Annotated in this window: 23 protein-coding genes; 18 read left to right on the plus strand and 5 right to left on the minus strand. The window is 76.5% G+C overall.

The genetic code is table 11. The features are described from left to right. The 4 genes from tatC to ACI78S_RS23990 all read left to right on the plus strand — a co-directional run. On the plus strand, positions 1-549 hold a 549-nt coding region (gene tatC / locus ACI78S_RS23975), incomplete at its 5' end, for a twin-arginine translocase subunit TatC (protein WP_456977490.1). Between the two features lie 17 nt (positions 550-566). Then, complete coding sequence (locus ACI78S_RS23980; RefSeq protein ID WP_456977491.1) at positions 567-1454, plus strand: diacylglycerol kinase family protein; 888 nt, start codon at positions 567-569, stop codon at positions 1452-1454. A gap of 179 nt (positions 1455-1633) precedes the next feature. Then, entirely contained in the window at positions 1634-4474 is a 2841-nt protein-coding gene (locus ACI78S_RS23985; RefSeq protein ID WP_456977492.1) for a DEAD/DEAH box helicase, read from the plus strand. A gap of 99 nt (positions 4475-4573) precedes the next feature. Further along, the gene (locus ACI78S_RS23990) at positions 4574-5227 is read left to right on the plus strand and encodes a DUF4333 domain-containing protein (protein WP_456977493.1); all 654 of its coding nucleotides are present in this window, start codon (positions 4574-4576) and stop codon (positions 5225-5227) included. A gap of 54 nt (positions 5228-5281) precedes the next feature. Here the strand turns inward: ACI78S_RS23990 and ACI78S_RS23995 are convergent, their stop codons facing one another. Beyond that, positions 5282-6202, minus strand: coding sequence for a 5'-3' exonuclease (locus ACI78S_RS23995; RefSeq protein WP_456977512.1), 921 nt, complete (start codon positions 6200-6202; stop codon positions 5282-5284). A gap of 77 nt (positions 6203-6279) precedes the next feature. Between ACI78S_RS23995 and ACI78S_RS24000 the strand changes: the two genes are divergently transcribed. From ACI78S_RS24000 to ACI78S_RS24015, 4 genes are all read left to right on the plus strand, one after another. After that, on the plus strand, positions 6280-7425 hold the full coding sequence (locus ACI78S_RS24000) for a M24 family metallopeptidase (protein WP_456977494.1): 1146 nt from the start codon (positions 6280-6282) through the stop codon (positions 7423-7425). Continuing rightward, positions 7400-7876, plus strand: a complete 477-nt coding sequence (locus ACI78S_RS24005) for an Lrp/AsnC family transcriptional regulator (protein WP_456977495.1) — start codon at positions 7400-7402, stop codon at positions 7874-7876. The genes ACI78S_RS24000 and ACI78S_RS24005 overlap by 26 nt, the downstream gene beginning before the upstream one ends. 98 nt (positions 7877-7974) lie before the next feature. Next, positions 7975-8388: a nitroreductase/quinone reductase family protein gene (locus tag ACI78S_RS24010; protein WP_456977496.1), complete on the plus strand. Its 414-nt coding sequence runs from the start codon at positions 7975-7977 to the stop codon at positions 8386-8388. Positions 8389-8469: 81 nt separating this feature from the next. Continuing rightward, a complete protein-coding gene (locus tag ACI78S_RS24015) occupies positions 8470-10602 on the plus strand; it encodes an intein-containing Rv2578c family radical SAM protein (RefSeq protein ID WP_456977497.1) in 2133 nt (710 codons plus the stop codon). Between the two features lie 7 nt (positions 10603-10609). Here the strand turns inward: ACI78S_RS24015 and ACI78S_RS24020 are convergent, their stop codons facing one another. Next, the gene (locus ACI78S_RS24020) at positions 10610-11455 is read right to left on the minus strand and encodes a hypothetical protein (RefSeq protein ID WP_456977498.1); all 846 of its coding nucleotides are present in this window, start codon (positions 11453-11455) and stop codon (positions 10610-10612) included. Positions 11456-11736: 281 nt separating this feature from the next. On the opposite strand from ACI78S_RS24020, the gene ACI78S_RS24025 reads away from it, so the two are divergent. Together ACI78S_RS24025 and ACI78S_RS24030 are read left to right on the plus strand one after the other, a co-directional pair. Next, on the plus strand, positions 11737-12921 hold the full coding sequence (locus ACI78S_RS24025) for a carboxylate-amine ligase (RefSeq protein WP_456977499.1): 1185 nt from the start codon (positions 11737-11739) through the stop codon (positions 12919-12921). A gap of 9 nt (positions 12922-12930) precedes the next feature. Continuing rightward, positions 12931-13791 (plus strand): lysophospholipid acyltransferase family protein, encoded by an 861-nt coding sequence (locus ACI78S_RS24030; protein WP_456977500.1) that lies wholly within the window; start codon positions 12931-12933, stop codon positions 13789-13791. A gap of 127 nt (positions 13792-13918) precedes the next feature. On the opposite strand, the gene ACI78S_RS24035 is transcribed toward ACI78S_RS24030, so the two are convergent. From ACI78S_RS24035 to ACI78S_RS24045, 3 genes are all read right to left on the minus strand, one after another. Next, positions 13919-14140: a hypothetical protein gene (locus ACI78S_RS24035; RefSeq protein WP_456977501.1), complete on the minus strand. Its 222-nt coding sequence runs from the start codon at positions 14138-14140 to the stop codon at positions 13919-13921. Between the two features lie 104 nt (positions 14141-14244). Then, positions 14245-14775 (minus strand): GNAT family N-acetyltransferase, encoded by a 531-nt coding sequence (locus tag ACI78S_RS24040; RefSeq protein WP_456977502.1) that lies wholly within the window; start codon positions 14773-14775, stop codon positions 14245-14247. Between the two features lie 97 nt (positions 14776-14872). Continuing rightward, the gene (locus ACI78S_RS24045) at positions 14873-16282 is read right to left on the minus strand and encodes a KamA family radical SAM protein (protein ID WP_456977503.1); all 1410 of its coding nucleotides are present in this window, start codon (positions 16280-16282) and stop codon (positions 14873-14875) included. Between the two features lie 122 nt (positions 16283-16404). Here ACI78S_RS24045 and kdd point away from each other — a divergent pair, with 122 nt between their 5' ends. From kdd to ACI78S_RS24085, 8 genes are all read left to right on the plus strand, one after another. Next, on the plus strand, positions 16405-17433 hold the full coding sequence (gene kdd / locus ACI78S_RS24050) for an L-erythro-3,5-diaminohexanoate dehydrogenase (RefSeq protein WP_456977504.1): 1029 nt from the start codon (positions 16405-16407) through the stop codon (positions 17431-17433). Then, positions 17430-18932 carry an amidohydrolase gene (locus tag ACI78S_RS24055; RefSeq protein ID WP_456977505.1) on the plus strand — a complete coding sequence of 501 codons (1503 nt, stop codon included), beginning with the start codon at positions 17430-17432 and terminating at the stop codon, positions 18930-18932. The genes kdd and ACI78S_RS24055 overlap by 4 nt, the downstream gene beginning before the upstream one ends. Next, positions 18929-20554, plus strand: coding sequence for a lysine 5,6-aminomutase subunit alpha (gene kamD / locus ACI78S_RS24060; protein ID WP_456977506.1), 1626 nt, complete (start codon positions 18929-18931; stop codon positions 20552-20554). Before ACI78S_RS24055 ends, kamD begins: the two co-directional genes overlap by 4 nt. Next, positions 20547-21293 carry a lysine 5,6-aminomutase subunit beta gene (gene kamE, locus ACI78S_RS24065; protein ID WP_456977507.1) on the plus strand — a complete coding sequence of 249 codons (747 nt, stop codon included), beginning with the start codon at positions 20547-20549 and terminating at the stop codon, positions 21291-21293. The genes kamD and kamE overlap by 8 nt, the downstream gene beginning before the upstream one ends. Next, a complete protein-coding gene (kal, locus tag ACI78S_RS24070; RefSeq protein ID WP_456977508.1) occupies positions 21290-21679 on the plus strand; it encodes a 3-aminobutyryl-CoA ammonia lyase in 390 nt (129 codons plus the stop codon). The genes kamE and kal overlap by 4 nt, the downstream gene beginning before the upstream one ends. Positions 21680-22178: 499 nt before the next feature. Continuing rightward, positions 22179-23816 (plus strand): apolipoprotein N-acyltransferase, encoded by a 1638-nt coding sequence (gene lnt, locus ACI78S_RS24075; RefSeq protein WP_456977509.1) that lies wholly within the window; start codon positions 22179-22181, stop codon positions 23814-23816. Continuing rightward, complete coding sequence (locus ACI78S_RS24080) at positions 23813-24601, plus strand: polyprenol monophosphomannose synthase (RefSeq protein ID WP_456977510.1); 789 nt, start codon at positions 23813-23815, stop codon at positions 24599-24601. The genes lnt and ACI78S_RS24080 overlap by 4 nt, the downstream gene beginning before the upstream one ends. Positions 24602-24651: 50 nt before the next feature. Next, positions 24652-25164 carry an FxsA family protein gene (locus ACI78S_RS24085; RefSeq protein ID WP_456977511.1) on the plus strand — a complete coding sequence of 171 codons (513 nt, stop codon included), beginning with the start codon at positions 24652-24654 and terminating at the stop codon, positions 25162-25164. Positions 25165-25412: the final 248 nt, after the last annotated feature.

Here is a 25412-nt window from a genome sequence, read left to right on the forward strand (position 1 = left end):
TCCTTCGTCGCCGCCTCCACCACGCTGTTCGCCCTGGGCGCGTTGCTGTCCTACCTGTCGCTGTCGGCCGGGCTGCGGCTGCTGCTGAGCCTGGCCGGCGACGGGGTGGTGGTCGCGCTGACCGCCCAGGACTACATCGGCTTCGTGCTCTCCCTGCTGGTCGCCTTCGGGGTCAGCTTCGAGGTGCCGCTGATCGCGGTCGCGCTCAACCTCGTCGGCGTGCTGTCCTACCAGGCGCTGCGCACCAGCCGGCGCTGGATCTTCTTCCTGACCATCGTCTTCGCCGCCTTCGTCACCCCCACCCAGGACCCGTTCACCATGCTGCTGATGGCCGGGCCGATGATCGTGCTGTTCGAGGTGGCCATCCAGATCGCCCGGGTGGTCGACAAGCGCCGCGCCCGCCGCGACGCCGCCGAGCACTTCCACGACCTCGCCGACGACGAGGCCTCCCCCCTCGACGCCGGCCCCTCCCCGCTGGAGGACGACCTGCGCACCGGCGACGACGGCGTGGCCACCGGCGACACCACCAGCACGCCCTCCCGCGGCTGAGCGGCCCTCCCGCCCGCGTGGAGGTCGCCGTCCTCGTCAGCCCTGCCGCCGGCCGGGGCCGGGCCCGCGCGGCGGCGGCCGGCGTGCTCGCCGCGCTGCGCGCCGGCGGCGCCGACCCGCGCGTGCTGCCCGCGACCACCCGGGCCGACGCCGAACGGCAGGCGGCCGCGGCGGTGGCCGGCGGCGCGGCGGCCGTCGTAGCCGTCGGCGGGGACGGCGCCGCGCACGCCGCCCTGCAGGTGGTGGCCGGCACCGGCACCCCGCTGGGCGTGGTCCCGGCCGGCACCGGCAACGACCTGGCGCTGGCCCTCGGCGTGCCGGTGGAGCCGGTGGCCGCCGCGCACGCCGTCGCCGCCGACCTCGCCGAGCGGCGGGCGACGAGCGTCGACGCCGGCCGCACGGGGGACCGCTGGTGGGCCACGGTGCTGTGCTGCGGCTTCGACTCGGCGGTGACCGACCGCGCCAACCGGCTGCGCTGGCCCCGCGGCCGCCGCCGTTACGACGTCGCCGTCCTCGCCGAGCTGGCCCGGTTGCGGCCCCGCGAGCTGACTCTGGTCCTCGACGGCGAGCCGCGCACCCTGCCGGTCACGCTCGTCGCCGTGGGCAACACCGCCTGGTACGGCGGCGGGATGCGGGTGTGCCCGGCCGCCGACCCGGCCGACGGGCTGTTCGACGTCACCGTCCTCGGCCCGGTGACCCGCCGCGAGCTGGTGCGCTCCCGGCCGCTGCTGACCGCGGGCGCGCACGTCGAGCACCCCGCGGTGACGGTGCACCGTGCCCGCCGGGTGGAGCTGGCCGCGCCCGGCGTCACCACCTACGCCGACGGGGAGCCGGTGGCCCCGCTGCCGGCGACCGCCGAGTGCGTCCCCGGCGCCGTCCGCGTCGTCGGCGCCGGCCGCACCTAGCGATCCGCCGCTCTCCGCCGGCCGGCGGGCACGCCGCCACCGCCACCCTCGCCACCGGCGGACCCGACCGGCGTCCTCCCTCGGCATGACAGGTCCTCCCGCGCGGTGCACCACGGGGGAGGACCGGCCACGACCAGCTCAGGTGATCGTGGCCGCGCGGCAGCGCCTAACGTGGAGGCATGTCCAGCCCTGCGGAGCGGTACGCGGCCGCACGGCGGCGCACCGCGCACCCCACGCTCGCCGAGTTCACCGCGGAGCTCGGCTTCTCGCTGGACCCCTTCCAGGTCGAGGCGTGCGAGGCGCTCGACGAGGGCTCCGGCGTGCTCGTGTGCGCCCCCACCGGCGCCGGCAAGACCGTCGTCGGCGAGTTCGCCGTGCACAAGGCGCTGGCCGAGGGCCGCAAGGCGTTCTACACGACGCCGATCAAGGCGCTGTCGAACCAGAAGTACAACGACCTGGTCGACCGCTACGGCGAGAAGCAGGTCGGGCTGCTCACCGGCGACAACGCCATCAACGGCGACGCGCCCGTGGTCGTGATGACCACCGAGGTGCTGCGCAACATGCTCTACGCCGGTTCCCCCGCCGTGGAGGGCCTCGGCTACGTGGTCATGGACGAGGTGCACTACCTCGCCGACCGCTTCCGCGGCGCGGTCTGGGAAGAGGTGATCATCCACCTGCCGCAGTCGGTCACCCTGGTCTCGCTGTCGGCGACGGTGAGCAACGCCGAGGAGTTCGGCGACTGGCTGGTCACCGTGCGCGGCCACACCAGGGTCGTGGTCAGCGAGGTCCGGCCGGTCCCGCTGTGGCAGCACATGCTGGTCGGCAACCGCGTCTTCGACCTGTTCAGCCTGCGCCCGGCCGCCCACGCGGCGGACAACGAGCTCACCCCCCGCGGCGCGTCCACCCGCGAGCGGGGCGCCGCCGTCGTCGACCCGGAACTGGTCCGGTTCGTCCGCGAGCAGGAGCGGCGGTTCGAGGCCTGGGACGGCGGCAACGGCCGCCGCGGCGGGTTCAGCCACCGGCCGCGCTACCGGCCCCCGTCGCGGCCGACCGTGGTCGAGCGGCTCGACCGGGCGGGGCTGCTGCCGGCGATCACGTTCGTCTTCTCCCGCAACGGCTGCGACCAGGCGGTGCACGAGTGCCTGCGCGCCGGGCTGCGGCTCACCGACGAGGCCGAGCGCGCGGAGATCGCGCAGATCGTCGACGAGCGCACCGGGTCGCTGCCCGAGGAGGACCTGCACGTCCTCGGCTTCTGGGAGTGGCGCGAGGGCCTGCTCGCCGGCCTGGCCGCCCACCACGCCGGCCTGGTGCCGGCGTTCAAGGAGACCGTCGAGGAGTGCTTCGTGCGCGGCCTGGTCAAGGCCGTGTTCGCCACCGAGACCCTCGCCCTGGGCATCAACATGCCGGCCCGCACCGTCGTCCTGGAGCGGCTGGTCAAGTGGAACGGCGAGGCCCACGTCGACGTGACGCCGGGGGAGTACACCCAGCTCACCGGCCGGGCCGGCCGCCGCGGCATCGACGTCGAGGGGCACGCCGTCGTGGTGTGGGCGCCCGGGATGGACCCCTCCCTGGTGGCCGGCCTCGCCAGCACCCGCACCTACCCGCTGCGCTCGTCGTTCCGGCCCAGCTACAACATGGCCGTCAACCTGGTCGGCTCCTACGGCCGCGCGCGGGCCCGGGAGCTGCTGGCCTCCTCGTTCGCCCAGTTCCAGGCCGACCGCTCGGTGGTCGGGCTGGCCCGCGCCGCCTCCAGGCACGAGAAGGACGCCGAGCGGTGGGCCGCCGAGATGGCCTCCGACAGCGGCGACGTCGCCGGCTACGCCCAGATCCGCCGCGAGATCGCCGACCGGGAGAAGGCCCTGTCCCGCGACTCCCAGGCCAAGCGCCGGCAGGAGGCCGCCGAGGCCCTCGCCGCGCTGCGGATCGGCGACGTCATCCGGGTGCCGTCGGGCCGGCGGCAGGGGCTGGCCGTCGTCCTCGACCCCGGGGTCACCGACCTCGCCGAGCCGCGCCCGCTGGTGCTCACCGAGGACCGCTGGTCCGGCCGGCTCTCCGCCGCCGACTTCCCGACGCCGGTGTCCGCGCTGGCGCGGGTGCGGGTGCCCAAGAACTTCAACCACCGCAGCCCGCACGCCCGCCGCGACCTCGCCTCGACGCTGCGCAACGCCCGGGTGGAGAACGACCTGGGGGCACGCCGGGTCAAGGGCCGCTCGGCCGCCGCCGACGACCCGGTGCTGGCCGACCTGCGCCGGGCGCTGCGGGCGCACCCGGTGCACGCGCTGCCCGACCGGGAGGAGCGGGTCCGGCTCGCCGAGCGGTGGTACCGGGCGGTCAAGGAGGCCGACGCCCTCCAGCACCGCATGGCCGAGCGCACCGGCTCGCTGACCCGGCAGTTCGACCGCACCTGCGACGTGCTGGAGGAGCTCGGCTACCTGGTGCCCGAGGTGGCGCCGCTGGTGAAGGCCGAGACCGAGGTCGTCCCGGCCGTGGACGACGTCCCGGTGGTCACCGACGACGGCCGGCGGCTGGCGCGCATCTGGTCGGAGGCCGACCTGCTGGTGGCCGAGTGCCTGCGCTCGGGCGCGTGGCGCGGGCTCGGCCCGGCCGAGCTCGCCGCCGTCGTCTCCACGCTGGTGTTCGAGGCCCGCCGGGAGACCCCGGGCCAGCCGGCCGTGCCCGCCGGCAAGGTGGCCGGCGCGATCGCCGAGATGCGCCGGATCCGGCTGCGGCTGGAGGAGGTCGAGGTCGACCACGGCGTGCCGCTCACCCGCGATCTCGACCTGGGCTTCGCCTGGGCCGCGTACCGGTGGGCCGACGGGCAGAGCCTGGACAAGGTGCTGGCCGGCGCCGAGATGGCCGGCACCGAGCTCTCCGGCGGGGACTTCGTCCGGTGGGCGCGCCAGCTGGTCGACCTGCTCGACCAGGTGGGCAAGGTGGCCGGCGAGCCGGTGGCCGCGGTCGCCCGCACGGCCGTCGAGCGGGTGCGGCGGGGCGTGGTCGCCGTCGCGGTCGGGGGCTGACGTGCGCGCCGGTTGCCCGTCGGGAACGCATCGGTAGGGCACAATCCCCCCGGCCTGCGCGCACGCAGGCGCAGGTGCACAGCGCGACCAGGAGCGACGATGACCTACCCACCGCAGGGTGGCAGCCAGCCGGGGCAGCCCGGGCAGTACGGGCAGCCGGGGCAGTACGGCCAGCCGCAGCAGGGCGGGTACGGGCAGGGCCAGCCCGGGCAGTACGGCCAGCCGGGCCAGTACGGCCAGCCGCAGCAGGGCGGGTACGGACAGGGCCAGCCCGGGCAGTACGGGCAGCCGGGCCAGCAGTACGGCGCCCCCGGGCAGCAGTACGGCCAGGCGCCGCAGGGCTACGGGCAGCCGGGCTACGGCGCGCCCGGGCAGCAGTACGGCCAGGCGCCGCAGGGCTACGGGCAGCCGGGCTACGGCGCGCCCTACGGCCAGCCGAAGAAGTCGCGGACCGGCCTGATCGTCGGCCTGGTCGTGCTCGCGCTCGTGGTCGTGGCCGCCGCGGTCCTGCTGCCGCTCACGCTGGGCTCCACCGTGCTCGACCCGCGGGCCACCGCCGCCGACGTGGCCGGCCAGTTCGAGCAGCGCGAGGGCGTCGCCGTCGACCTCACCTGCGACGACGACATGGAGGTGGAGAACGGCGCCACGTACTCGTGCACCGGCACCACCGCCGACGGCGAGGACGTCACGCTGACGATCACCATCACCGACGAGGGCGCCGACCCGCCGACGTACACCTGGGCCGAGGCCTGACCCGCCGCTGAGCGGAGTGGCGACGCGCGCGGCACGCCGCCGGATCCACTCCGCTCAGCCGAGCGCGTCCGCCGCCCAGCCCAGCGCCGCCCCCAGCCGGCGCAGCGGCGACTCCAGGTTGTGCTGCTCGGCCAGCGCGGCCAGCCGCGCCGGGTCGGCCGGCGCCGCGGGCAGCTCGCCCTCGACGGGGGGCAGGTCGATGTCCCGGGCCACCGCCACCACCACCGGCGCGGCGTCGAGGTAGTCCGACGCGGCGTGCAGCTTCTTGAGGACGGCGCCGGTCAGCGGCGGCTTGGGGACCACCGTCGTCGCCACCGCCGAGCGGATCCCGGCCAGGTCGCCGAACGCGGTGACCAGCGCCGCGGCCGTCTTCGCGCCGACGCCCGCCACGCCGGGCAGGCCGTCGCTGGGGTCGCCGCGCAGGACGGCGAAGTCGGCGTAGGCGCGCCCGGGGATGCCGTACCTGCTCTGCACGGCCGCCTCGTCGACCACCTCGATGTCGGTGATGCCGCGGGCGGTGTAGAGCACCCGGATGCCGCGGGAGTCGTCGACCAGCTGGAACAGGTCGCGGTCGCCGGTCACGACGTCGACCGGGCCTCGGGCGCGGGTGGCCAGCGTGCCGATGACGTCGTCGGCCTCGTAGCCGGGCGCGCCCACCCGGTCGATGCCGGCGGCGGCGAGCACCTCGACCAGCACCGGCACCTGCGGGGACAGCTCGTCGGGGACGACCTCCTCGGCCCCGTCGGGCGCCAGCCGGTGCGCTTTGTACGACGGCAGGGCGTCGACCCGGAACTGCGGCCGCCAGTCGTCGTCCCAGCAGGCCACCAGCCGGGTCGGCCGGTGGGCGGTGACCAGCCGCGCGGTCATGTCCAGGAAGCCGCGCACCGCGTTGACCGGCCGCCCGTCGGGCGCGGTGACGCTGGTGGGCACGCCGTAGAAGGCCCGGAAGTAGAGGCTGGCCGCGTCCAGCAGCATGGTGGTCACGCCAGCGGACGGTAGCGGGGCGGGCGACGGCTGCGGAGATCGGTGCGCGGCGTGGTTACATGCGGGTCGTGGGATCCGATGCCGTGGCGCCCGGCCTGGTGAGCATGGACCGGCTGCACGCCGCCCGCGACGCGGCGGGCGACGTCGGCCTCGACGTCCTCGTCCTCACCCCCGGCTCCGACCTGCGCTACCTGTGCGGCTACGCCGCGCACGCCATGGAGCGGCTCACCGCCCTGGTCGTGCCGGCGCGCGGCGAGCCCTTCCTGGTGGTGCCGCGGCTGGAGGCGCCGATGGTCGGCGCGAGCCCGGCGGGCGCGCTGGACCTGGAGGTGCTGGCCTGGGACGAGACCGACGACGCGTTCGGGCTGCTCGCCGGCGAGGTCTCCCGCCGCCTCGGCGCGGCCCCCGCCCGGGTGGCGGTCGGCAACCGCACGTGGGCCGAGCACGCCCTCGGCGTCCAGCGCGCGCTGCCCGGCGCGGCGCTGGAGCTGGCCGGGCCGGTCGTCGACCGGCTGCGCATGGTCAAGGACGACGCCGAGGTGGCGGAGCTGGCCGCCGCCGGGGCGGCGATCGACCGGGTGCACGCGCGCATGGGCGAGTTCCTGAGGGTCGGGCGCACCGAGGCCGAGGTCGGCGCCGACATCGCCGCGGCGATCCTCGCGGAGGGCCACGTCGGGGTCGACTTCACCATCGTCGGCTCCGGGCCCAACGGCGCCAGCCCGCACCACGACGTCTCCGACCGGCTCGTGGCGGCCGGCGACGTCGTCGTCGTCGACATCGGCGGCGAGACGGCGACCGGCTACCGCTCCGACTGCACGCGCACCTACGCGGTGGGGGAGGAGCCCGGCGGCGAGGTCGCGGAGTGGTACGGCGTCCTGCAGCGGGCGCAGGCGGCCGCCACCGCCGCCGTCCGCCCGGGCGTGAGCGCGGAGGAGGTCGACGCCACCGCCCGCCGTGTCATCGCCGACGCCGGCTGGGGCGAGTACTTCATCCACCGCACCGGCCACGGCATCGGCCTCGACACCCACGAGGCGCCCTACATCGTCGAGGGCAACGAGACCCCGCTCGTGCCCGGCATGGCCTTCTCCGTGGAGCCGGGCATCTACCTGCCCGGCCGCTGCGGCGCCCGCATCGAGGACATCGTCGTCTGCACCGAGGACGGCGTCCGGACCCTGAACGGCGGCCCCCGTGACCTCGTCGTCCTCCCCGGCTGAACCGGGCAGCGCGTCGGCCGACGTCGACCGCGCGCTGCTCGCCGCCCTCGCCCGCGACGGCCGGGCGAGCTACACCGAGCTGGCCGAGAAGGTGGGCTTGTCGGTCTCGGCGGTGCACCAGCGCGTGCGCCGGCTCGAGCAGCGCGGGCTGATCACCGGCTACCGGGCGACGCTGGACGCCAAGCAGCTCGGCCTGCCGCTGACCGCCTTCGTGTCGATCACGCCGATCGAGGCGGCCCAGCCCGACGACGCCCCCGCCCGGCTGGCGCACCTGTCGGCCATCGAGGAGTGCCACTCGGTGGCCGGCGTGGAGAGCTACATCCTCAAGGTGCGCGTCGCCTCGCCGGACGCGCTCGAGGCGCTGCTGCAGGAGATCCGCGCCGCGGCCAACGTCACCACCCGCACGACCGTGGTGCTCTCGTCGTTCTACGAGCACCGCCCGCCGATCTGAGCGCCTCCTCCGGCGAGACCGGCGTCTCCGTGCGCTCTCCCCGGCCGAGGCGGACGAGGTCGCCGGTGTCGACGCGCGGGCGGCACTAGCCTGCCCGCGTGGCCCTCCGCAACGCGCTGACCAACCGGGTGGCGAACCCGGTGCTGCGCCGGCTGCTGCGCTCCCGGGCGGCGGGCCGGCGGCTGGGCGGGCACCTCGCGGTGATCCGCTACACCGGCGCCCGCACCGGGCAGCCGCACGAGCTGGTGGCCGGCTACGCCCGGGCCGGGGGCGTCGTGTGGATCTGGGTCGGCGGCGCGGACGTCAAGCGCTGGTGGCGCAACTTCCGCGGCCCGCGGGACGTGGAGCTGTGGCTGGCGGGGGAGCGCGTGACCGCGCGGGCGGTCGCCGTCGAGGGCGCGCGCGACCCGGCCCGGTGCCGGGCGGGCGTCGTCGCCTACACCGCCGGCATCCCGGGCGGGGCCAGGGCGATGCGGCTGCGCGGCGATCCCCGCGAACTGCCCGCCGAGTAGCTGCGCGACGTGGTGATGGTGCGAGCGGACCTGCCCGGCTGACCCGCGTCGACTGGACAGCGGCGTCGAACGTGTGTTCGGATGACCGGCGTGCGGTGGGACGCCCAGCGGCTCGACCCGGTCGACGACGGGTCGCTGCCCGGCATGCCCTCGATCCGCGGCCTGCTGCGCAGCGTGCAGGTGCCGGAGTTCCCCGGCGTCACGCTGCACGAGGTGCGCAGCCGCAGCGCGCTCAACGCCGTCCCGGCCGGCTCGCCGATGCCGTTCCGGTGGACGGTCAACCCCTACCGGGGCTGCGCCCATTCGTGCGTCTACTGCACCTCGGGCGACACCCTGGTCCTCATGGCGGACGGTCGCCGGACGCGCATCGCGGACCTCCGTGTCGGCGACCGGATCATCGGGACGCGGGTCGAGGGCCCCCACCGGCGGTACGTCGCCACCGAGGTCCTCGCGCACTGGTCGACGGTGAAACCGGCCTTCCGCATCACGCTGGAGGACGGGACCGGACTCGTGGCCAGCGGCGACCACCGGTTCCTCTCGCGCCGTGGCTGGAAGCACGTCGTCGGAGCGGTGGACGGTCCGGGCCGGCGCCCCTACCTGACCACCGACGACCAGCTCCTCGGCCACGGCCGGACGGCCGAGCCGATGAAGGTCACGGACGACTACCGTCGCGGCTACCTCACGGGGATCGTGCGCGGCGAGGGCTCGCTCACGTCCTCCGCCCACCGGCGAGCCGATGGCCGGCCGGCTCCGATCCACCAGTTCCGCCTGCCACTCGTCGATGCAGAGGCACTGGACCGGTCCCAGGACTACCTCGACCAGGCGGGCATCCCGACGGATCGCTTCGTCCTCGCGCCGGCGTCGGGGAAGCGGCGCGCGACGAACGGCATCAGGACGCAGGAGCGGCGGTCGGTCGAGGAGATCCGCGCCCTCGTCGCCTGGCCGGCCGGGCCGTCCGAGGAATGGCAGCGCGGCTTCCTCGCCGGGATCTTCGATGCCGAGGGTTGCCGGAGCGGAGGCGCCCTCCGGATCAGCACCGCGAGCACCGAGATCCTCGATGCCGCGCAGGCTGCGCTGTCGGCCCTCGGCTTCGACGCGGTGCTCGAGGACCCGGGACTGCCGGCACGGGTGCGCACGGTGCGCGTCAGGGGCGGCCTGCGCGAGCAGCTGCGCTTCGTCCACCTCGTCGATCCCGCGATCCGGCGCAGGTGCTCGATCGCGGGTGACGCGCTCGAGAGCGACGCCGCCCTCGGGGTCGTGGAGGTCCGGCCGCTGGGCGTGGAGATCCCCATGTACGACATCACCACCGGGACCGGCGACTTCGTCGCGAACGGGGTGATCAGCCACAACTGCTTCGCCCGCAAGACCCACGAGTGGCTGGAGCTCGACCCCGGTCGGGACTTCGACACGCAGATCGTGGTCAAGACGAACCTGGTCGAAGTGCTGGAGCGGGAACTGGCCCGGCCGTCGTGGCGGCGCGAGCACGTGGCGATGGGCACCAACACCGACCCGTACCAGCGGGCCGAGGGCCGCTACCGGCTGATGCCGGGCGTCATCCGCGCGCTGGCCCGTTCGGGCACCCCGTTCTCCATCCTGACGAAGGGCACCCTGGCCCGGCGGGACGTCCCGCTGCTGGCCGCCGCGTCGCGCGACGTGCCGATCGGGCTCGGCGTCTCGATGGCGATCTGGGACGACGACCTGCACCGCGCGCTCGAGCCCGGCGTGCCCAGCCCGCGGGCGCGGCTGGAGCTGGTCCGCGCGGTCACCGACGCCGGGCTGCCGTGCGGCGTCTTCCTGGCTCCGGTGCTGCCGGGGCTGACCGACGACGAGGAGTCGCTGGACGCCGCGCTGGCGGCGATCGCCGCGGCCGGCGCCACCGGGGTGACCGTGCTGGCGCTGCACCTGCGGCCCGGTGCCCGCGAGTGGTTCCTGGCCTGGCTGCAGCGCGAGCACCCCGCGCTCGTGCCGCACTACCGGCGGCTGTACGGGCGCGGCGCCTACGTGCCGGCGGAGTACCGCGACCGGCTGGCCCGCCGGGTGGCGCCGCTGCTGGCCCGGCACGGGCTGGACCGGCAGCGCGGCGGCACCGCCCGCGGCGTCGACGGCGCACCGGTCCGCGGCCTGCCCGGCGACGAGCAGGGTGAGTTCCCGGCCGGCAGCCTGCCGGCGGCGGTCGACCGACCCGAGCCGCCGGAGCAGCTGGCGCTCTGCTGAGGCGCGGTCAGCCGGCCAGCCGGTGCAGGCGGTTGACCGCGCGGGCGGCCCGCACCGCGCCGCGGGCCGAGACCGGCGGCGCCCCGGCCGCGAGCGCCAGCCGGCGGTAGGAGTCGTAGGACAGCACGGCGTACTCCGCGGCCAGCGCCTCGGCCCACGCGCGCCGCGAGGGCGAGGCGGTGGCGCGCAGGTGCTGCCCGGTCCGCACCGCGTGCTTGGCGAAGGTCACCTGCAGCGCCTGGGTGGACAGCTGCCCGCCGACGCGGGAGCCGAAGCCCGGCCCGCGGCGCAGCGCCGGCAGCACCCACGGGCTGGCCGCCAGGACGGGGAAGCGGTTGCGGACCTCCTCCCAGGCGTGCCACGCGGTCAGCGCTCCCGGGATCGACCACCGCCCGTCGTCGGTGTGCACGAGCAGCCGGCGGGCGGTGGCGCGCACCTGCTCGCGGCGCAGGTCGCGGAACTGCCCGACGGTGCCCGGCCAGCCCAGCGCCAGCGCGCACCACGCCACCGTGCGCAGGTGCTCGGGGTCCTCGCGGCGGATCTGGGTGAGCGGCCGCAGGTCGAGGCTCTGCGGCGTCGGCTCCGGCGTGGGCACCGTGGCCAGCGCCAGCCCGCCGTACCGGGCGACCTTGCCGTAGAGGGCGACCGTGGCGGGCTTCCAGCCACGGGCCGCGACGATCGGGTCCAGCCCCGTCGCGGCCAGGTCGTCGGGCCCCAGCCCGAGCTCGAGCGCCGCGTCGACCAACCGCCGCCACTGCGCCTCGTACCCCTCGGGCGGCGCGAGGCGCCGCCACGCCCGCTCCGGGGGAGGGGCCGGCATCTCCGGCAGGGGCTGCTGCCACCGCGTCGCCACGCCGCAACTGTACCGTTATCCCCAACAATTTCGCGACCTATGGTCGTCGTATCTTGCCATGGACACCGGCCGGTCCGGCGCCCTCCGGGCGCCCGGCGGGTGATCGCGCAGGCCCACGCCCGAGCCGCACCCGTGATGGGGGTGCGGGCGCAGCCGGCCTCCCCCATAGAAGAACTCCGACTTGGGCATAACGGTTCGCACAGCGGACCGACGGCCCCGATCCACCGCACCACCCGGGCGCTCGGCCTGCGGCCGCGGCCCGCACTGGTGATCATGGTCCGGTGCGCACCGTGGGGGTCGAGGAAGAGCTGCTGGTCGTCGACCCCGGTGGGCGGCCGGTGCCGCTCGGGCCCGAGGCCCTCGAGGTCGCGGCCCGGCGCGGGCAGGGCGAGACCGTCGAGGAGCACGACCGGGCCGCGCAGGGCGAGGACGACGGCGCCGCGGAGGGCGCGCACCTCGTCCCGGAGCTCAAGGCGCAGCAGGTGGAGCTGGGCACCCGGGTCTGCCGGACCCTCGACGAGGTCACCCGGGAGCTGCGGTCCTGGCGCGCCCGCGCCGACGCCGCCGCGCGCGCCGTCGGGTCGCGGGTGGCCGCGCTGGCGAGCTCACCGGTCGCGGTCGAGCCGGTGGCGACGGAGGGGGAGCGGTACGCGCGCATCCACGACACCTTCGGCCGGGTCGCCGCCGAGCAGCTGACCTGCGGCTGTCACGTGCACGTCTCGGTCGTCGACGACGAGGAGGGCGTCGCCGTCCTCAACCGCATCCGCGTGTGGCTGCCGGTGCTCACCGCGCTCACCGCCAACTCCCCGTTCTGGATGGGCGCCGACACCGGCTACGCCAGCTACCGCTCCCAGTCGTGGGGCCGCTGGCCCTCGGCCGGGCCGAACGGGATCTTCGCCGACGCCGCGGAGTACCACCGGCTCGTCGACGACGTGCTGGCCACCGGCACCGCCGTCGACACCGGGATGGTCTACTTCGACGCCCGCCTGTCGGCCAACTGGCCCACCGTCGAGGTGCGCGTCGCCGACGTCGCGCTGCGCGCCGAGGACGCGGTCACCCACGCCGGCCTGGTGCGGGGCCTGGTCGACACCGCCGCCGCCGAGTGGCGGGCGGGGACGCCGGCCCCCGGCGTGCGCGCCGAGCTGCTGCGGCTGGCCGCCTGGCGGGCCGGCCGCTCCGGGCTCACCGGCGACCTGGTGCACCCCCGCACCGGCCGGCCCGCGCCGGCGGCCGAGGTGGTGGGCGCGCTGCTCGAGCACGTGCGGCCGGCCCTGGCCCGCTCCGGCGACGAGCAGCGGGTGGCCGACGGGGTGGCCGGGCTGCTGCGGCGCGGCACCGGCGCCGATCTCCAGCGGCGCGTGCACGGCGCCACCGGCGACCTCGCCGAGGTCGTCCGGGTCGCCGTCGCGGTCACCGCCGGGGAACCCGAGGAGACCGCACAGGCCGCTCTCAGCGAGGCCCGCTAGGGTCCGGCCATGTACACGGCCAGCGCCCGCGACGTCGTCCGCCGGGACCTGTTCGGTCCCGCGCCCGATCCTCGCGACCGGCCGTACCGGTTCGTCGTCCGGCTGGCCCTGGTCGTGTTCCGGCTCTTCGGCTTCCGCTTCGACGTCCGCGGCTCGGAGCACGTGCCGGCCACCGGCGGCGCCATCATCTGCAGCAACCACGTCAGCTTCTTCGACTTCACCTTCCTGGGCCTGGCGGCGCTGCCGCGCCACCGCCTGGTGCGGTTCATGGCCAAGGCGGCGGTGTTCGAGCACTGGTTCGCCGGACCCTTCATGCGGGCGATGCGGCACATCCCGGTCGACCGCAAGGCCGGCGCGGCGGCGTTCGAGTCCGCCGTGCGCGCGCTCAAGGACGGCGAGGTGGTCGGCGTCTTCCCCGAAGCCACGATCAGCCGCAGCTTCACCGTCAAGGAGCTCAAGGCCGGCGCCGCGCGGATGGCCGTCGACGCCGGTGTGCCCGTCGTCCCCGCCGCGGTGTGGGGCGGGCAGCGGATCGCCACCAAGGGGCACAAGGTGGTGCTGCGCCGCGGCGTGCCGGTGACCGTCGTCCTCGGGGAGCCGATCGTCGCCGAGCCGGGGGAGCGGCCGCAGGCGCTGCTGCGGCGCACGCGGGCGGCCATGGAGGCGTTGCTGGACGAGGCCCAGCGCAGCTACCCCGACGCGCCGTCCGGCCCCGACGACCGGTGGTGGCTGCCGGCCCACCTCGGCGGGACGGCGCCGACGCCGGAGGAGGCCGCCGGCGAGGACGCCGTCGACGCCGCGGGCCGCCGCGCCAAGCGGCCCCGGCAGCGCCCGCTCGCGCGGCTGACGGGGCGGCTCGGGCGCCGCTGACCGGCGCCGGCCCGGGCGGCCCGGCGCCGGTCCGCGTGACGAGCCGCTGCTGCTCGTGCACCGTCGCGACGGGCTCCGCCGCGATCCCCTCGTCCCCTCACCCGCAGCAGGGCAGGGGAGCGGGCGGTCAGCGCAGGACGTCGCCGGCGACGTCGGTGACGATCGCCCGGAACGTGGTGGTGTCGACCTCGTCGTCCACGGTCACGCGCACGATGTCGGCGACCTGCTGGACGTCCACCGGGCGGACCGCGCTGGCCCGCGCGGAGGCGACGAGGTGCAGGTAGCGCACCCGGTCGGGGTCGCAGGAGGAGCGGCGGGAGGGGACCGGGGAAGACGGCTGCTGGTGCATGCGTCGACGGTAGGCAGGACCGGCCGGGTGCGACGGGGACCACCGCCGGGCGCGACCGAACGGGTCCGTCACGGCCGTCACACGGGAACCCGTCGCCCCGGGGGCTACTCGACGACCGGGGGCGCCATCAACCGGAACGCCTCGAGCTCGACGTCGTACCAGCGCCGCATGCGCCCCAGCGGGGCCATGCCCAGCCGGCGGCAGACCGCGATCGAGCGCTCGTTGCCGGGCCGGACGACGGCGTAGACCTCCGGCAGGCCCGCCTCGAACCCGCGCTCGACGACCGCGCGGGCCGCCTCGGTGGCGTAGCCGCGCCCCCAGCTGTCGGGGTGCAGGTGCCAGCCGACCTCGACCTCGCCCACGCCGTTCGGCAGCGGCTTGAGCAGCACGGTGCCGGCCACGACGCCGTCGGGGCGCTCCACCGCCCAGCAGCCGAACCGCCCGTCCTGGGCGTGCACCGCCGCCCAGCGCTCCGGCAGCTCGGCCGGGGGCACCCGCGGCGTGCCGCCGATCCAGCGGGTGACCTCCTCGCGGCCGTAGAGGTCGGTCAGCCGGGCGACGTCCTCGGTCGAGGTGGTCCAGGCGCGCAGCCGCAGCCGCTCGGTGCGCAGCAGCTCGCCGGCCGGGGACGTCATCCACCCTCGCTACCGCCCGGCGGCACGCGAGAAACGTCCCGGCCCTCCCGCAGAGGCCCGCCGCGAGCCCGCGAGCGGTGGGCGGGAGGGTCCCTTCTCAGGCGGGCAGGTCGGCGGCCGACGCCGCCCGCGACGAGGCCGCCCGCAGGTCGGCCGCGACCGGGTCGACGTGCCGCTCGGCCCACCACGCCCGCCCGCTCTCGGGCAGGGTGTGGATGGGGTCGTAGTAGGTGTAGCGGCGGTCGAGGGCGTCCTCGTCCTCGCGCTCGATGCCGGTGCGGTAGTTCTTCGTCCAGTAGGAGATCCCGCGCTCGCGGTCGTACTCGGCCACCTGGTGCACCCAGCGCTTGCCGACGTAGGGCACGTCGCACACGATGCGCGGCGTGGCGAAGCCGGGCAGGTAGCCCATGAGGTCGTGCTGCAGCGTCTGCGCCTCGGCCAGCGACACCCGCCAGTGCTCGGCCGACGGGATCATGTCGCACATGTAGAAGTAGTAGGGCGTGACGCCGGCGCCGTCGAGCAGCGCGAAGCACAGGTCGAGCAGCTGGGGAGCGGTGGCGTTGACCCCCCGCAGCAGCACGCCCTGGTTGCGCACGTCGCGCACGCCGGCGGCCAGCATCGCCCGCGCCGCCTCGGCCACCAGCGGGGTGACCTGCTGCGCGGCGTTGACGTGGGTGTGCACGGCGAGGGAGACGCCGCGCTCGCGCGCGGTCGTCGCCAGCCGGGTCATCCCGGCCACGACGTCGTCCTGCAGCCAGTGCTGCGGCAGGCCCACGAGCGCCTTGGACGCCAGCCGGATGTCGCGCACCGACTCGATCTCCAGCAGCCCGGCGACGAACGCCTCGAGGTTCTTGAACGGCAGGTTGGCCACGTCACCGCCGGAGACCACGACGTCGCGCACGCCCGGCGTGGCGCGCAGGTACTCGAGCATCGCCGCCTGCCGGTCGACCGGCTTGAGCTCGAAGCGCAGCTTGTCCACGGCGGGCGTGGAGTTGCCGACCAGGTCCATGCGGGTGCAGTGCCCGCAGTACTGCGGGCAGGTGGGCAGCAGCTCGGCGAGCACCTTGGTCGGGTAGCGGTGGGTGAGGCCCTCGACGGCCCACATCTCGTGCTCGTGCAGCGAGTCGCGGGCGGCGTACGGGTGGCTGGCGGCCGCGCCGGGCAGCCGGTCGGAGGCGAGCGGGAGCATGTAGCGGCGCACCGGGTCGCGGCGCATCGCGCCGGTGCCGGGCACCCGGTCGGGGCACATCGTGTTGAGCATCTGCGGGGGCAGCAGCAGCGACATGGTGGCGCGGCCGGCCTGGTCGGCGGCGACGTCGGCGTAGAAGGACTCGTCGAGCAGGTCGCCGTAGACGCCGCGCAGCTGCCGGACGTTCTTGACGCAGTGCGCGCGCTGCCACTGGGCGCTGCGCCACTCCGCTTCGGTCACCCCGGCGAACCCGGGCAGCCGCCGCCAGTCGGGCTCGGCCAGCGGGCGGGCGGCGTACTCGTAGGGCTGCTCCAGCACGATGGTGTCTCCTCGCCTCGGCTCGCTGTCCCCTCGGAGGGCGACTCTACGGGAGGATTTTCGGTGAAACCGGCCGGGCGCGATAGGTTCTCCTGCCGGAACGGGTGAAGGGAGCGACGTCTGTGACGACCGGGCTGCACCGTGCCCTCGGGGCGCACCGGGTGCTGGAGCCGCGCGGCGTGCTGCCGCAGGCGGCGCTGCGCCTCGACGCCGACCCGGCGATCGGCCCGGACGAGGTGCGCATCGCCGTCGAGCGGCTCAACCTCGACGCCGCGTCGTTCCGCCAGCTGCGGCAGGCGTGCGGCGGGGACGGCGCCGCGGTGCGCGCCGCCGTCCTCGACATCGTGCGCACCCGCGGCAAGATGCAGAACCCGGTCACCGGCTCCGGCGGGATGCTGATCGGCGTGGTCGACGCGGTGGGGGAGGAGTCCCCGCACGACCTGGCGCCCGGGGACCGGGTGGCCACGCTGGTCTCGCTCACGCTCACCCCGCTGCGGATCACCGACGGGCTGGCCCGCTGGGACGGCCGCGGCGAGCAGGTGCCGGCCGAGGGGACGGCGATCCTGTTCGCCCGGTCGCTGGCCGCCGTGCTGCCCGACGACCTGCCCGACGCCGTCTCGCTGGCACTGCTCGACGTCTGCGGCGCGCCGGCGGCCACCGCGCGGGTGGTCGAGCGGACCGGTGCCCGCTCCGTGGTCGTCCTCGGCGCGGCCGGCAAGTCCGGCTGCCTGAGCCTGGCCGCGGCCCGGGCGGCCGGGGCGACGGCGCTGACCGGCCTGGTCCGCGACGAGCGCGAGGCCGCGGCGCTGCGCGCCGCCGGGCTGGCCGACCGGGTCGTGGTCGCCGACGCCACCGACCCGCTCGGCGTGGCCGCCGCGGTGGGCGAGCCGGCCGAGGCGACGATCGTCTGCGTCGACGTGCCCGGCGCCGAGCACGGCGCGGTCCTCGCCACCGCCGACGGCGGGACCGTGGTCTTCTTCTCCATGGCGACGTCGTTCGCGCAGGCGGCGCTCGGCGCGGAGGGGATGGCGGCGGACGTGACGATGCTGGTGGGCAACGGCTACACCCCGGGCCACGCGGCCCTGGCCCTGGACCTCTACCGGTCCGACGCCGGGGTCCGGTCCCTCATCGACCCGAGAGTCGCGGCGTGAGCCTGCTGATCACCGACGTCACCGTCGGCGACCGGCCGGGCCGGGCGGTGCACGTCGCCGACGGGCGGATCGCCTGGCTCGGCGACGCCGCCGACGCCCCCGCCGCCGACCGGGTGGTCGCGGGGGAGGGAGCGCTGCTCACGCCGGCCTTCGTCGACGCCCACGTGCACGCCACCGCGACCGGCCTGGCGCTCACCGGTCTCGACCTCTCCTCGAGCTCGAGCCTCGCCGAGGCCGGCGCCCGCATCGCCCGGCACGCCCAGGACGCGCCCGGGACCGTGCTGGGCACCGGGTGGGACGAGACCGGCTGGCCGGAGCGCCGCGGCCTCACCCGCGCCGACCTCGACGCGGTCCTCGGCTACCGGGCCGCCTACGTGGCCCGCGTCGACGTCCACTCCGCGACCGTGTCGACCGCCCTGCTCGACCGCATCCCCGGCATCGCCGACCTGCCCGGTTTCTCCGCCGACGGCCGGCTGCGCCTGGACGCGCACCACGCCGCCCGGCGGGCCGCCTACGGCTCGGTCGGCCCGGACCAGCGGCGCGCGGCGCAGCGGGCCGCCCGCGCCGCGGCGGCGGCGCTGGGCATCGGCAGCCTGCACGAGATGGCCGGTCCGGAGGTCTCCGGTGCCGACGACCTCGCCGGGCTGCTGGAGCTCGCGGCGGCCGAACCCGGCCCGGAGGTGGTCGGCTACTGGGGGGAGCTGGCCGAGCGCGGCGGCCTGGACGTCGTCCGTGAGCTCGGGCTGGCCGGCGCCGGCGGGGACCTGTTCTGCGACGGCGCCCTGGGCTCGCACACCGCGGCGCTGGGCAGCGGGCCCTACGCCGACCGCCCGGACACCGCCGGCACCCTGCGGTTCGCCACCGGGCAGCTGGTCCACCACGTGCGCACCTGCACGCTCGCGGGGATCCAGGCCGGCTTCCACGTGATCGGCGACGCCGCGGTCGCGCAGGTGGTCTTCGCGGTCGAGACGGTGGCGGCCGAGCTGGGCCGGCCCGCGGTCCGCGCCTGCCGGCACCGCCTGGAGCACGTGGAGATGATCGACCCGGTCGACATCGAGCGGTTGCGCGACCTGGGGATGGTGGCCAGCGTCCAGCCGGCCTTCGACGCGGCCTGGGGCGGCGACGCCGGCATGTACGCCGAGCGGCTCGGCGCCGAGCGGGCGCTGCGGACCAACCCGTTCGCCGGCTTCGCCGACGCGGGGGTCGCCCTCGCGCTGGGCAGCGACGCCCCGGTGACGCCGCTGGACCCGTGGGGCGGGGTGCACGCCGCCGTCGACCACCGCACGCCCGCCTCGGGGCTGCGGCCCTTCGACGCCTTCGACGCCGCCACGCACGGCGGCCGCGCGGCCGCCCGCGCCGAGCACCCGGCCGGGCCGCTCGGGGTGGGCGCGCCGGCGTCGCTGGCGCTGTGGGAGACGGCGGAGACGCTGTCGGCCGTCCTCGCCGGCCGGCACCGCCCGGCCTGCCGCCTGCTGCTCGTGAACGGAGACCCGCTGTGACCCCCCGCCTCGATCTCGACCCGGTCCTCGTCGCGCGGGCCCGGGCGCTGGCCGCCCGGGCCGCGCAGCCGGTGGTCGACCTGGCGCACCGGCACACCACCGTGTCGGTGGAGCGGGCGGTGCTGCGGCTGGCCGGGCTCACCGGCACCGACCCGGTGACGGGGGAGGGGGCGGCCGGGGGCGGTGGGGCGGGTGGAGGACCAGTGGACCGGGTGCCGTGGGTCAACCGGGTCGTCGACGCCGTGCGCGACCAGGTGGGGCTGGAGTCGGGCGTCGCGCTGCCGGTCTGGCACGCGCTCGCCTCCGGGGCGGCCCCCTCGCTGCAGGCGCTGGCCGAGCAGGTGGGCGCCGGCACCGCCCGCTTCGCGGTTCCCGACGGCGCCGACGCCGAGCGGGCCCGCGCCGCCGCCCGCGCCGCCGTCGCGACCGGCCTGGCCCGCATCGACGCCAACCGGCGCCGCCGCGAGGAGCTGGTCGCCGTCCACGGGGACCCGCCGCGGCGGCCGTGGATCTACCTCATCGTCGCCACCGGCGACATCCACGAGGACATCCCGCAGGCCCAGGCCGCCGCCCGGGCCGGCGCCGACGTCATCGCCGTCATCCGCTCCACCGGGCAGTCGCTGCTGGACTACGTGCCCGAGGGCGCCACCCGCACCGGCTACGCCGGCACCTACGCCACCCAGGAGAACTTCCGGCTCATGCGGGCCGCCCTGGACGACGTCAGCGCCGAGGTGGGCCGCTACGTGCGGCTGACCAACTACGCCTCGGGGCTGTGCATGCCGGAGATCGCCGTCCTGGCCGGGCTCGAGCGGCTGGACATGATGCTCAACGACGCGATGTACGGGATCCTCTTCCGCGACATCAACCCGCGGCGCACCTTCGTCGACCAGCGCTTCAGCCGGATGGTGCACGCCCGCGCCGGGATCGTCATCAACACCGGCGAGGACAACTACCTCACCACCGCCGACGCCGTCGACGAGGCGCACACCGTCACGGTCAGCCAGCTGCTCAACGAGACGCTGGCCAAGGAGGCGGGGCTGGAGGACTGGCAGCTCGGCCTCGGGCACGCCTTCGAGATCGACCCCGACCGCGAGGAGTCCTTCCGGCTGGAGCTCGCGCACGCGCTGCTGGCCCGCTCGCTGTTCCCCGACGCGCCGCTGAAGTGGATGCCGCCGACCAAGCACATGACCGGCGACGTCTTCCGCGGCTACCTGCTCGACGGGTTCTTCAACCTCGCCGGCGCGCTGACCGGCCAGGGCATCCTGCTGGTCGGGATGATGACCGAGGCCGTCGTCACCCCGTGGCTGTCCGACCGCGACCTGGCGCTGCGCAACGTCCGCTACGTGCTCGACGCCGCCGGTGGCCTGGTCGAGGACTTCTCCCCGCCGCGGGGCGGGTTCATCGACCGCCGCGCCGACACGGTGCTGCGCGAGGCCGTCGACCTGCTCGAGCGGATCGCCGACCACCCCGAGGGGCTGATCCAGGCGATCGCCGACGGCACGTTCGGCATCACCCGGCGGCCGCCGGACGGCGGCAAGGGCCTCGACGGCGTCGTCGCGCTGGCCCCCGACGCGTACAACCCCGCCCTGGAGCTGCTGTCGAGGGAGGCGGCGCATGCCTGACGGCACGGTCGTGCGGCCCTACGGCGACACCACCGGCGACGGGATGGTGCAGACGTCGTTCACCCTGCCGGTGCCGCCGGGTCCGAAGGCGGAGGGCGCCGCGCTGCAGCTGGCGCGCAAGATGGGCATCGAGCCGGCGATGGTGGTGCACAGCCACGGCATCGGCGACGGTTTCACCTTCTTCGTCGTCTACGGCTCGGTGAAGCACCTGGTCGACCTCGACGCCGTGCAGGTGGAGGAGCGGGCCTACCCGCTGCTGACGCCGTCGGAGGTCAACGGCGCGATCAAGGCCGGGCTGCGCCGCAAGCTCGTCGTCCTCGGCGCGTGCATCGGCACCGACGCGCACACCGTCGGCATCGACGCGATCCTCAACCTCAAGGGCTTCGCGGGGGAGAAGGGCCTGGAGTACTACCGGGAGATGGACGTCGCCAACCTCGGCGCGCAGGTGACGGTGCCGGACCTGGTGCGACGGGCCCGCGCCGCCCGCGCCGACGCCGTCCTGGTCTCGCAGGTGGTCACCCAGAAGGACGCGCACCTGCGCAACACCCGCGAGCTCGCCGCCGCGTTCCGCGAGGCGATGGGGGAGTCGCGGCCGCTGCTGGTGGTCGGCGGCCCGCGGTTCGACCCGGCCATGGCCGCCGAGCTCGGCGTCGACAAGGTCTTCGGCCGCGGGACCACCCCCGGCGAGGTCGCCAGCTACCTGGTCCACGCATTGGTCCCCGAGACGGAGGCAGCATGAGCGAGACCGACCCGAGGCTCGGGTTGACCGTCACCCACCGCCGGTACGTGCCGTACGGCCACGCCCACTACGGCGGGAGCCTCGTCGACGGGGCGTACGCGCTGGGCCTGTTCGGCGACGTCGCCACCGAGGTCGCGATCCGCACGGACGGCGACGAGGGGCTGCTGGCCGGCTACTCCGAGGTGCGCTTCCTCGGGCCGGTGCGGGCCGGCGACGTGCTGGAGGCGACCGCCGAGGTGGTGCGCGTGGGCAGGCGCAGCCGCGAGCTGCGCTGCGCGGCGCGGGTGGTGGCCCGGGCCGAGCCCGAGCGCGGGCCCTCGGCGGCGCGGGTGGTGGACCCGCCGGAGACCGTGGTGGAGGCGGTGGCCACCGTCGTCGTCCCCTGACGCACCGGGGGGTCGGGCGGTAACGATCCGGTCACAGTCCGGCACGGGCCTCCCGCAGGCGGGGAAACGTGTCGCTGCACTTCCTACAGTCGCTGCAGTTCCTCCCGGGAGCACGTCCGTGCGCCCTCCGGGAGCGGCGTGCCGGGGCCACCGGCGCGGCCGCCCGGAGGTCATGCGGGCGGCACCCCGGCGGAGCCGCGCACGCCCCGCGCCACCAGACAACGGAGCGCTCCGGCCGCAGCCCGCGACCGGTCGTCCGGCCCGAAGGTGCGGCGAGCGGCGCGGACGTCCGCCGGCGCGACCGAGAGGCGACATCCGCACACCGCCCCGGCCGGGAGGCGCCCCGGCCTCCCGGGCAGGTCCGGATGGGATGCTGGGGCCGGGCCGCCGCCGACGCGGCGGCCCGCCCCCGCCCGCCCGGCGCGGGGGAGAGGTGCCCGCCCCGGCCGGTCCGGAGCGGATCGTCCGACGGAGGCCCCGGGTGCCGGCAAGAGCCAGCGTGTCGGACGCGGACCGCGCGTCCGGCGCGCCCGGTCTCGCGCCCCGCCCGGCGCGCACCGCGCCCGCAGGCCGGCGGCGCCGCTGGCCGTGGCGCACCGGCCTGGCGCTGCTCGGCGGCCTGGCGCTGCTCGGCGCCTTCCCCGAACCCGCCCTGCCCGCCCTCGCGCCGCTCGGACCGGCCGCGCTCGCGCTGGCCGTGCGCGGGCAGCGCGCCCGCTCCGGCCTGTGGCTGGGCCTGGTCCTCGGGCTCGCGTTCTTCGTGCCCCTGCTGTCGTGGACCGGCGTCTACGTCGGCCCGTTCCCGTGGCTGGTGCTCGCCGTCTGGGAGGCGCTGCACATCGCCCTGCTCGGCGCGGCCACCGCCGTCACCTCCCGGCTGCCGCTGTGGCCGGTGTGGGCCGCGGCGCTCTGGGTGGCCGACGAGGCCGTCCGGGGCCGCGTCCCGCTCGGCGGCTTCCCCTGGGGCCGGCTGGGGCTCTCGCAGACCAGCGGCCCCCTGACGTCCTTCGCCGCGTACGGCGGCGTGCCGCTGGTCAGCTTCGTGGTGGCGCTCACCGGCACGCTGCTGGCCGCGGCGCTGCTCGCGCTGCTGCGCGCGTGGCGGGCGTCGCCGTCCGCCGACGCCCGCCGGCCCGCGCTGCGGTCGGCGGCCGCCCGCGTAACCGCCGTCCTCGCCGTCCCGCTCATCGGCGGGCTGGCCTGGCTGCCGCTGCCCGGGGCGTCGCTGACCGCCGGGGGCGAGACGGCGACGGTGGCGGTGGTCCAGGGCAACGTCCCGCGCCTCGGCCTGGACTTCAACGCCCAGCGCCGGGCGGTGCTGGACAACCACGTCCAGCAGACCCTCGACCTGGCCGCCGACGTGGCCGCGGGCCGGCGACCCCAGCCCGACCTGGTCATCTGGCCGGAGAACAGCTCCGACATCGACCCGTACCTCAACGAGGACGCCAACCGGCGGATCAGCCGGGCCGCCGAGGCGATCGGGGCGCCGATCCTGGTCGGCGCGATCGTCGAGGGCCCGGGCGACCGGATCCGCAACATGGGGATCGTGTGGGACCCGGTCACCGGGCCGGGGGAGACCTACCTCAAGCGCCACCCGGTGCCCTTCGGCGAGTACGTGCCCGCCCGCGGCTTCTTCCGGCTGTTCAGCGACCAGGTCGACCTCGTGCGCCGCGACCAGCTCGCCGGCGAGGAGGTCGGGGTGCTCGACATGGGCGGCACCCGGGTCGGCGACGTGATCTGCTTCGAGGTCGTCTACGACGGGCTGGTGCGCGACGTCGTGGCGGCCGGCGCCGGCATGGTGGTCGTGCAGACCAACAACGCCACGTTCGGCTTCACCGACGAGAGCGCCCAGCAGCTGGCCATGAGCCGGCTGCGCGCCGTGGAGTTCGGCCGCACGGTGGTCATCGCCTCCACCAGCGGCATCTCCGCGGTCGTCGCGCCCGACGGCACGGTCGCCCGCGCCTCGGCGCTGTTCACCCCCGCCGTCTTCGTCGAGGAGATCGCCCAGCGCGACTCCACCACGCTCGCCCTGCGGCTCGGCGCCGTCCCGGAGTGGGCGCTGACCGCCGTGGGCGCGGGCGCGCTGCTGGCCGGGATCGCCCCGGTGCGCCGCCGCCTGCCCGGGGGGCGCCGGTGAGCGGCGTCTTGGTCGTGATCCCGACCTACAACGAGGCCGAGAACGTCGAGCGGATCGTGGAGCGGCTGCTCGACGCGGTGCCGACCGCGCACGCCCTGGTGGTCGACGACGGCTCGCCGGACGGCACCGGCGAGGTGGCCGAGAAGATCGCCGGCCACGAGCCGCGGGTGCACGTGCTGCGGCGCCAAGGCAAGGCCGGCCTCGGGCCGGCGTACGTGGCCGGGTTCCGGTGGGGGCGCGACCGCGGCTACGACGTCCTGGTCGAGATGGACGCCGACGGCTCGCACGCCCCCGAGCAGCTGCCCACCCTGCTGGCCGCCCTCGACGGCGGCGCCGACCTGGTCCTGGGCTCGCGGTTCGTGGCCGGGGGAGCGGTGGTGGACTGGCCGGTGCACCGGCTGCTGCTCTCCCGCGCCGGCAACGCCTACACGCGCTGGGCGCTGCGCCTGCCGCTGCGCGACGCCACCGGCGGCTACCGCGCCGTGCGGGGCGACCTGGTCGACCGGCTGCCCTTCGACGAGGTGGCCAGCCAGGGCTACTGCTTCCAGGTCGACTGGGTGTGGCGGGCCTGGCGCTCGGGCGCCCGCGTGGTCGAGGTGCCGATCACCTTCGTCGAACGCACGCTGGGCCGGAGCAAGATGAGCGCCTCGATCGTTGCAGAGGCGTTGGTACGGGTCACCGCGTGGGGCCTGCGGGACCGGCTGGCCGATCGGCTGCCGGGCCGCGTCCGCCGGCCCGTACCCGGACGCGCCCGGCACGACGGGCGGTCGAGCGTCGCCCGGTAGGCGGGCCGCGACCGCCCGCGCCGGCCGGGCGGGGAGAGACGGAGGACGCCGTGGGACGACGGCTGCGCACCGCGCTGGCGCTGCTGGCCCTGGCCGAACTGGTCGTGTTCGTCCTGGTCGCCGCCTGGATCGGCGTGGGCTGGACGGTCCTGGCCGTGCTCGGCACCAGCGTGCTCGGCGCGCTGCTGCTCGGCCGGCAGGGGACCAGGGCGCTGCAGGACCTGCGCGAGCGCTCCCGCACCCGGCGGCCGGCCGGTCGGGAGCTGGGCAACGCCGGGCTCGCCGCGGTCGGCGGCCTGCTCCTGCTGCTGCCGGGGTTCGTCGGCGATCTCGTCGGCCTGCTGTGCCTGCTGCCCGGCACGCGCGACGTCGTCCGCGTCGTGCTGGGCCGGCTCATCGGCTCGCGGCTGCCGGTGGCCGTGCGCGGGCCCGTGCGGGTGCGCAGCTCCCGGGTGGAGGAGGTCGAGGTGCAGGAGGTGTGGCGCCCCGGGCCGCGGCCCGCGGCGAAGGAGACGCGCGTGATCGAGGGCGAGGTCGCGCCCGGCGGCTCGCCGACCGCCTGAGGGCCAGGGTCAGCTCAGCTGGTCCCCGTAGCTCCTCCCTCGTGCTGCACCGTGCGGGAGGAGCGCTCCCGATCAGGTGAGCTGATCGTGGCCGAGTGCCCAGCCGAGGGCCCACGAGAGCCCGAGACGCGGGGGGGGGGGGGGGGGGGGGGGGGGGGGGGGGGGGGGGGGGGGGGGGGGGGGGGGGGGGGGGGGGGGGGGGGGGGGGGGGGGGGGGGGGGGGGGGGGGGGGGGGGGGGGGGGCGGCG

The sequence above is a fragment of the Geodermatophilus sp. SYSU D00815 genome, from assembly GCF_054050035.1.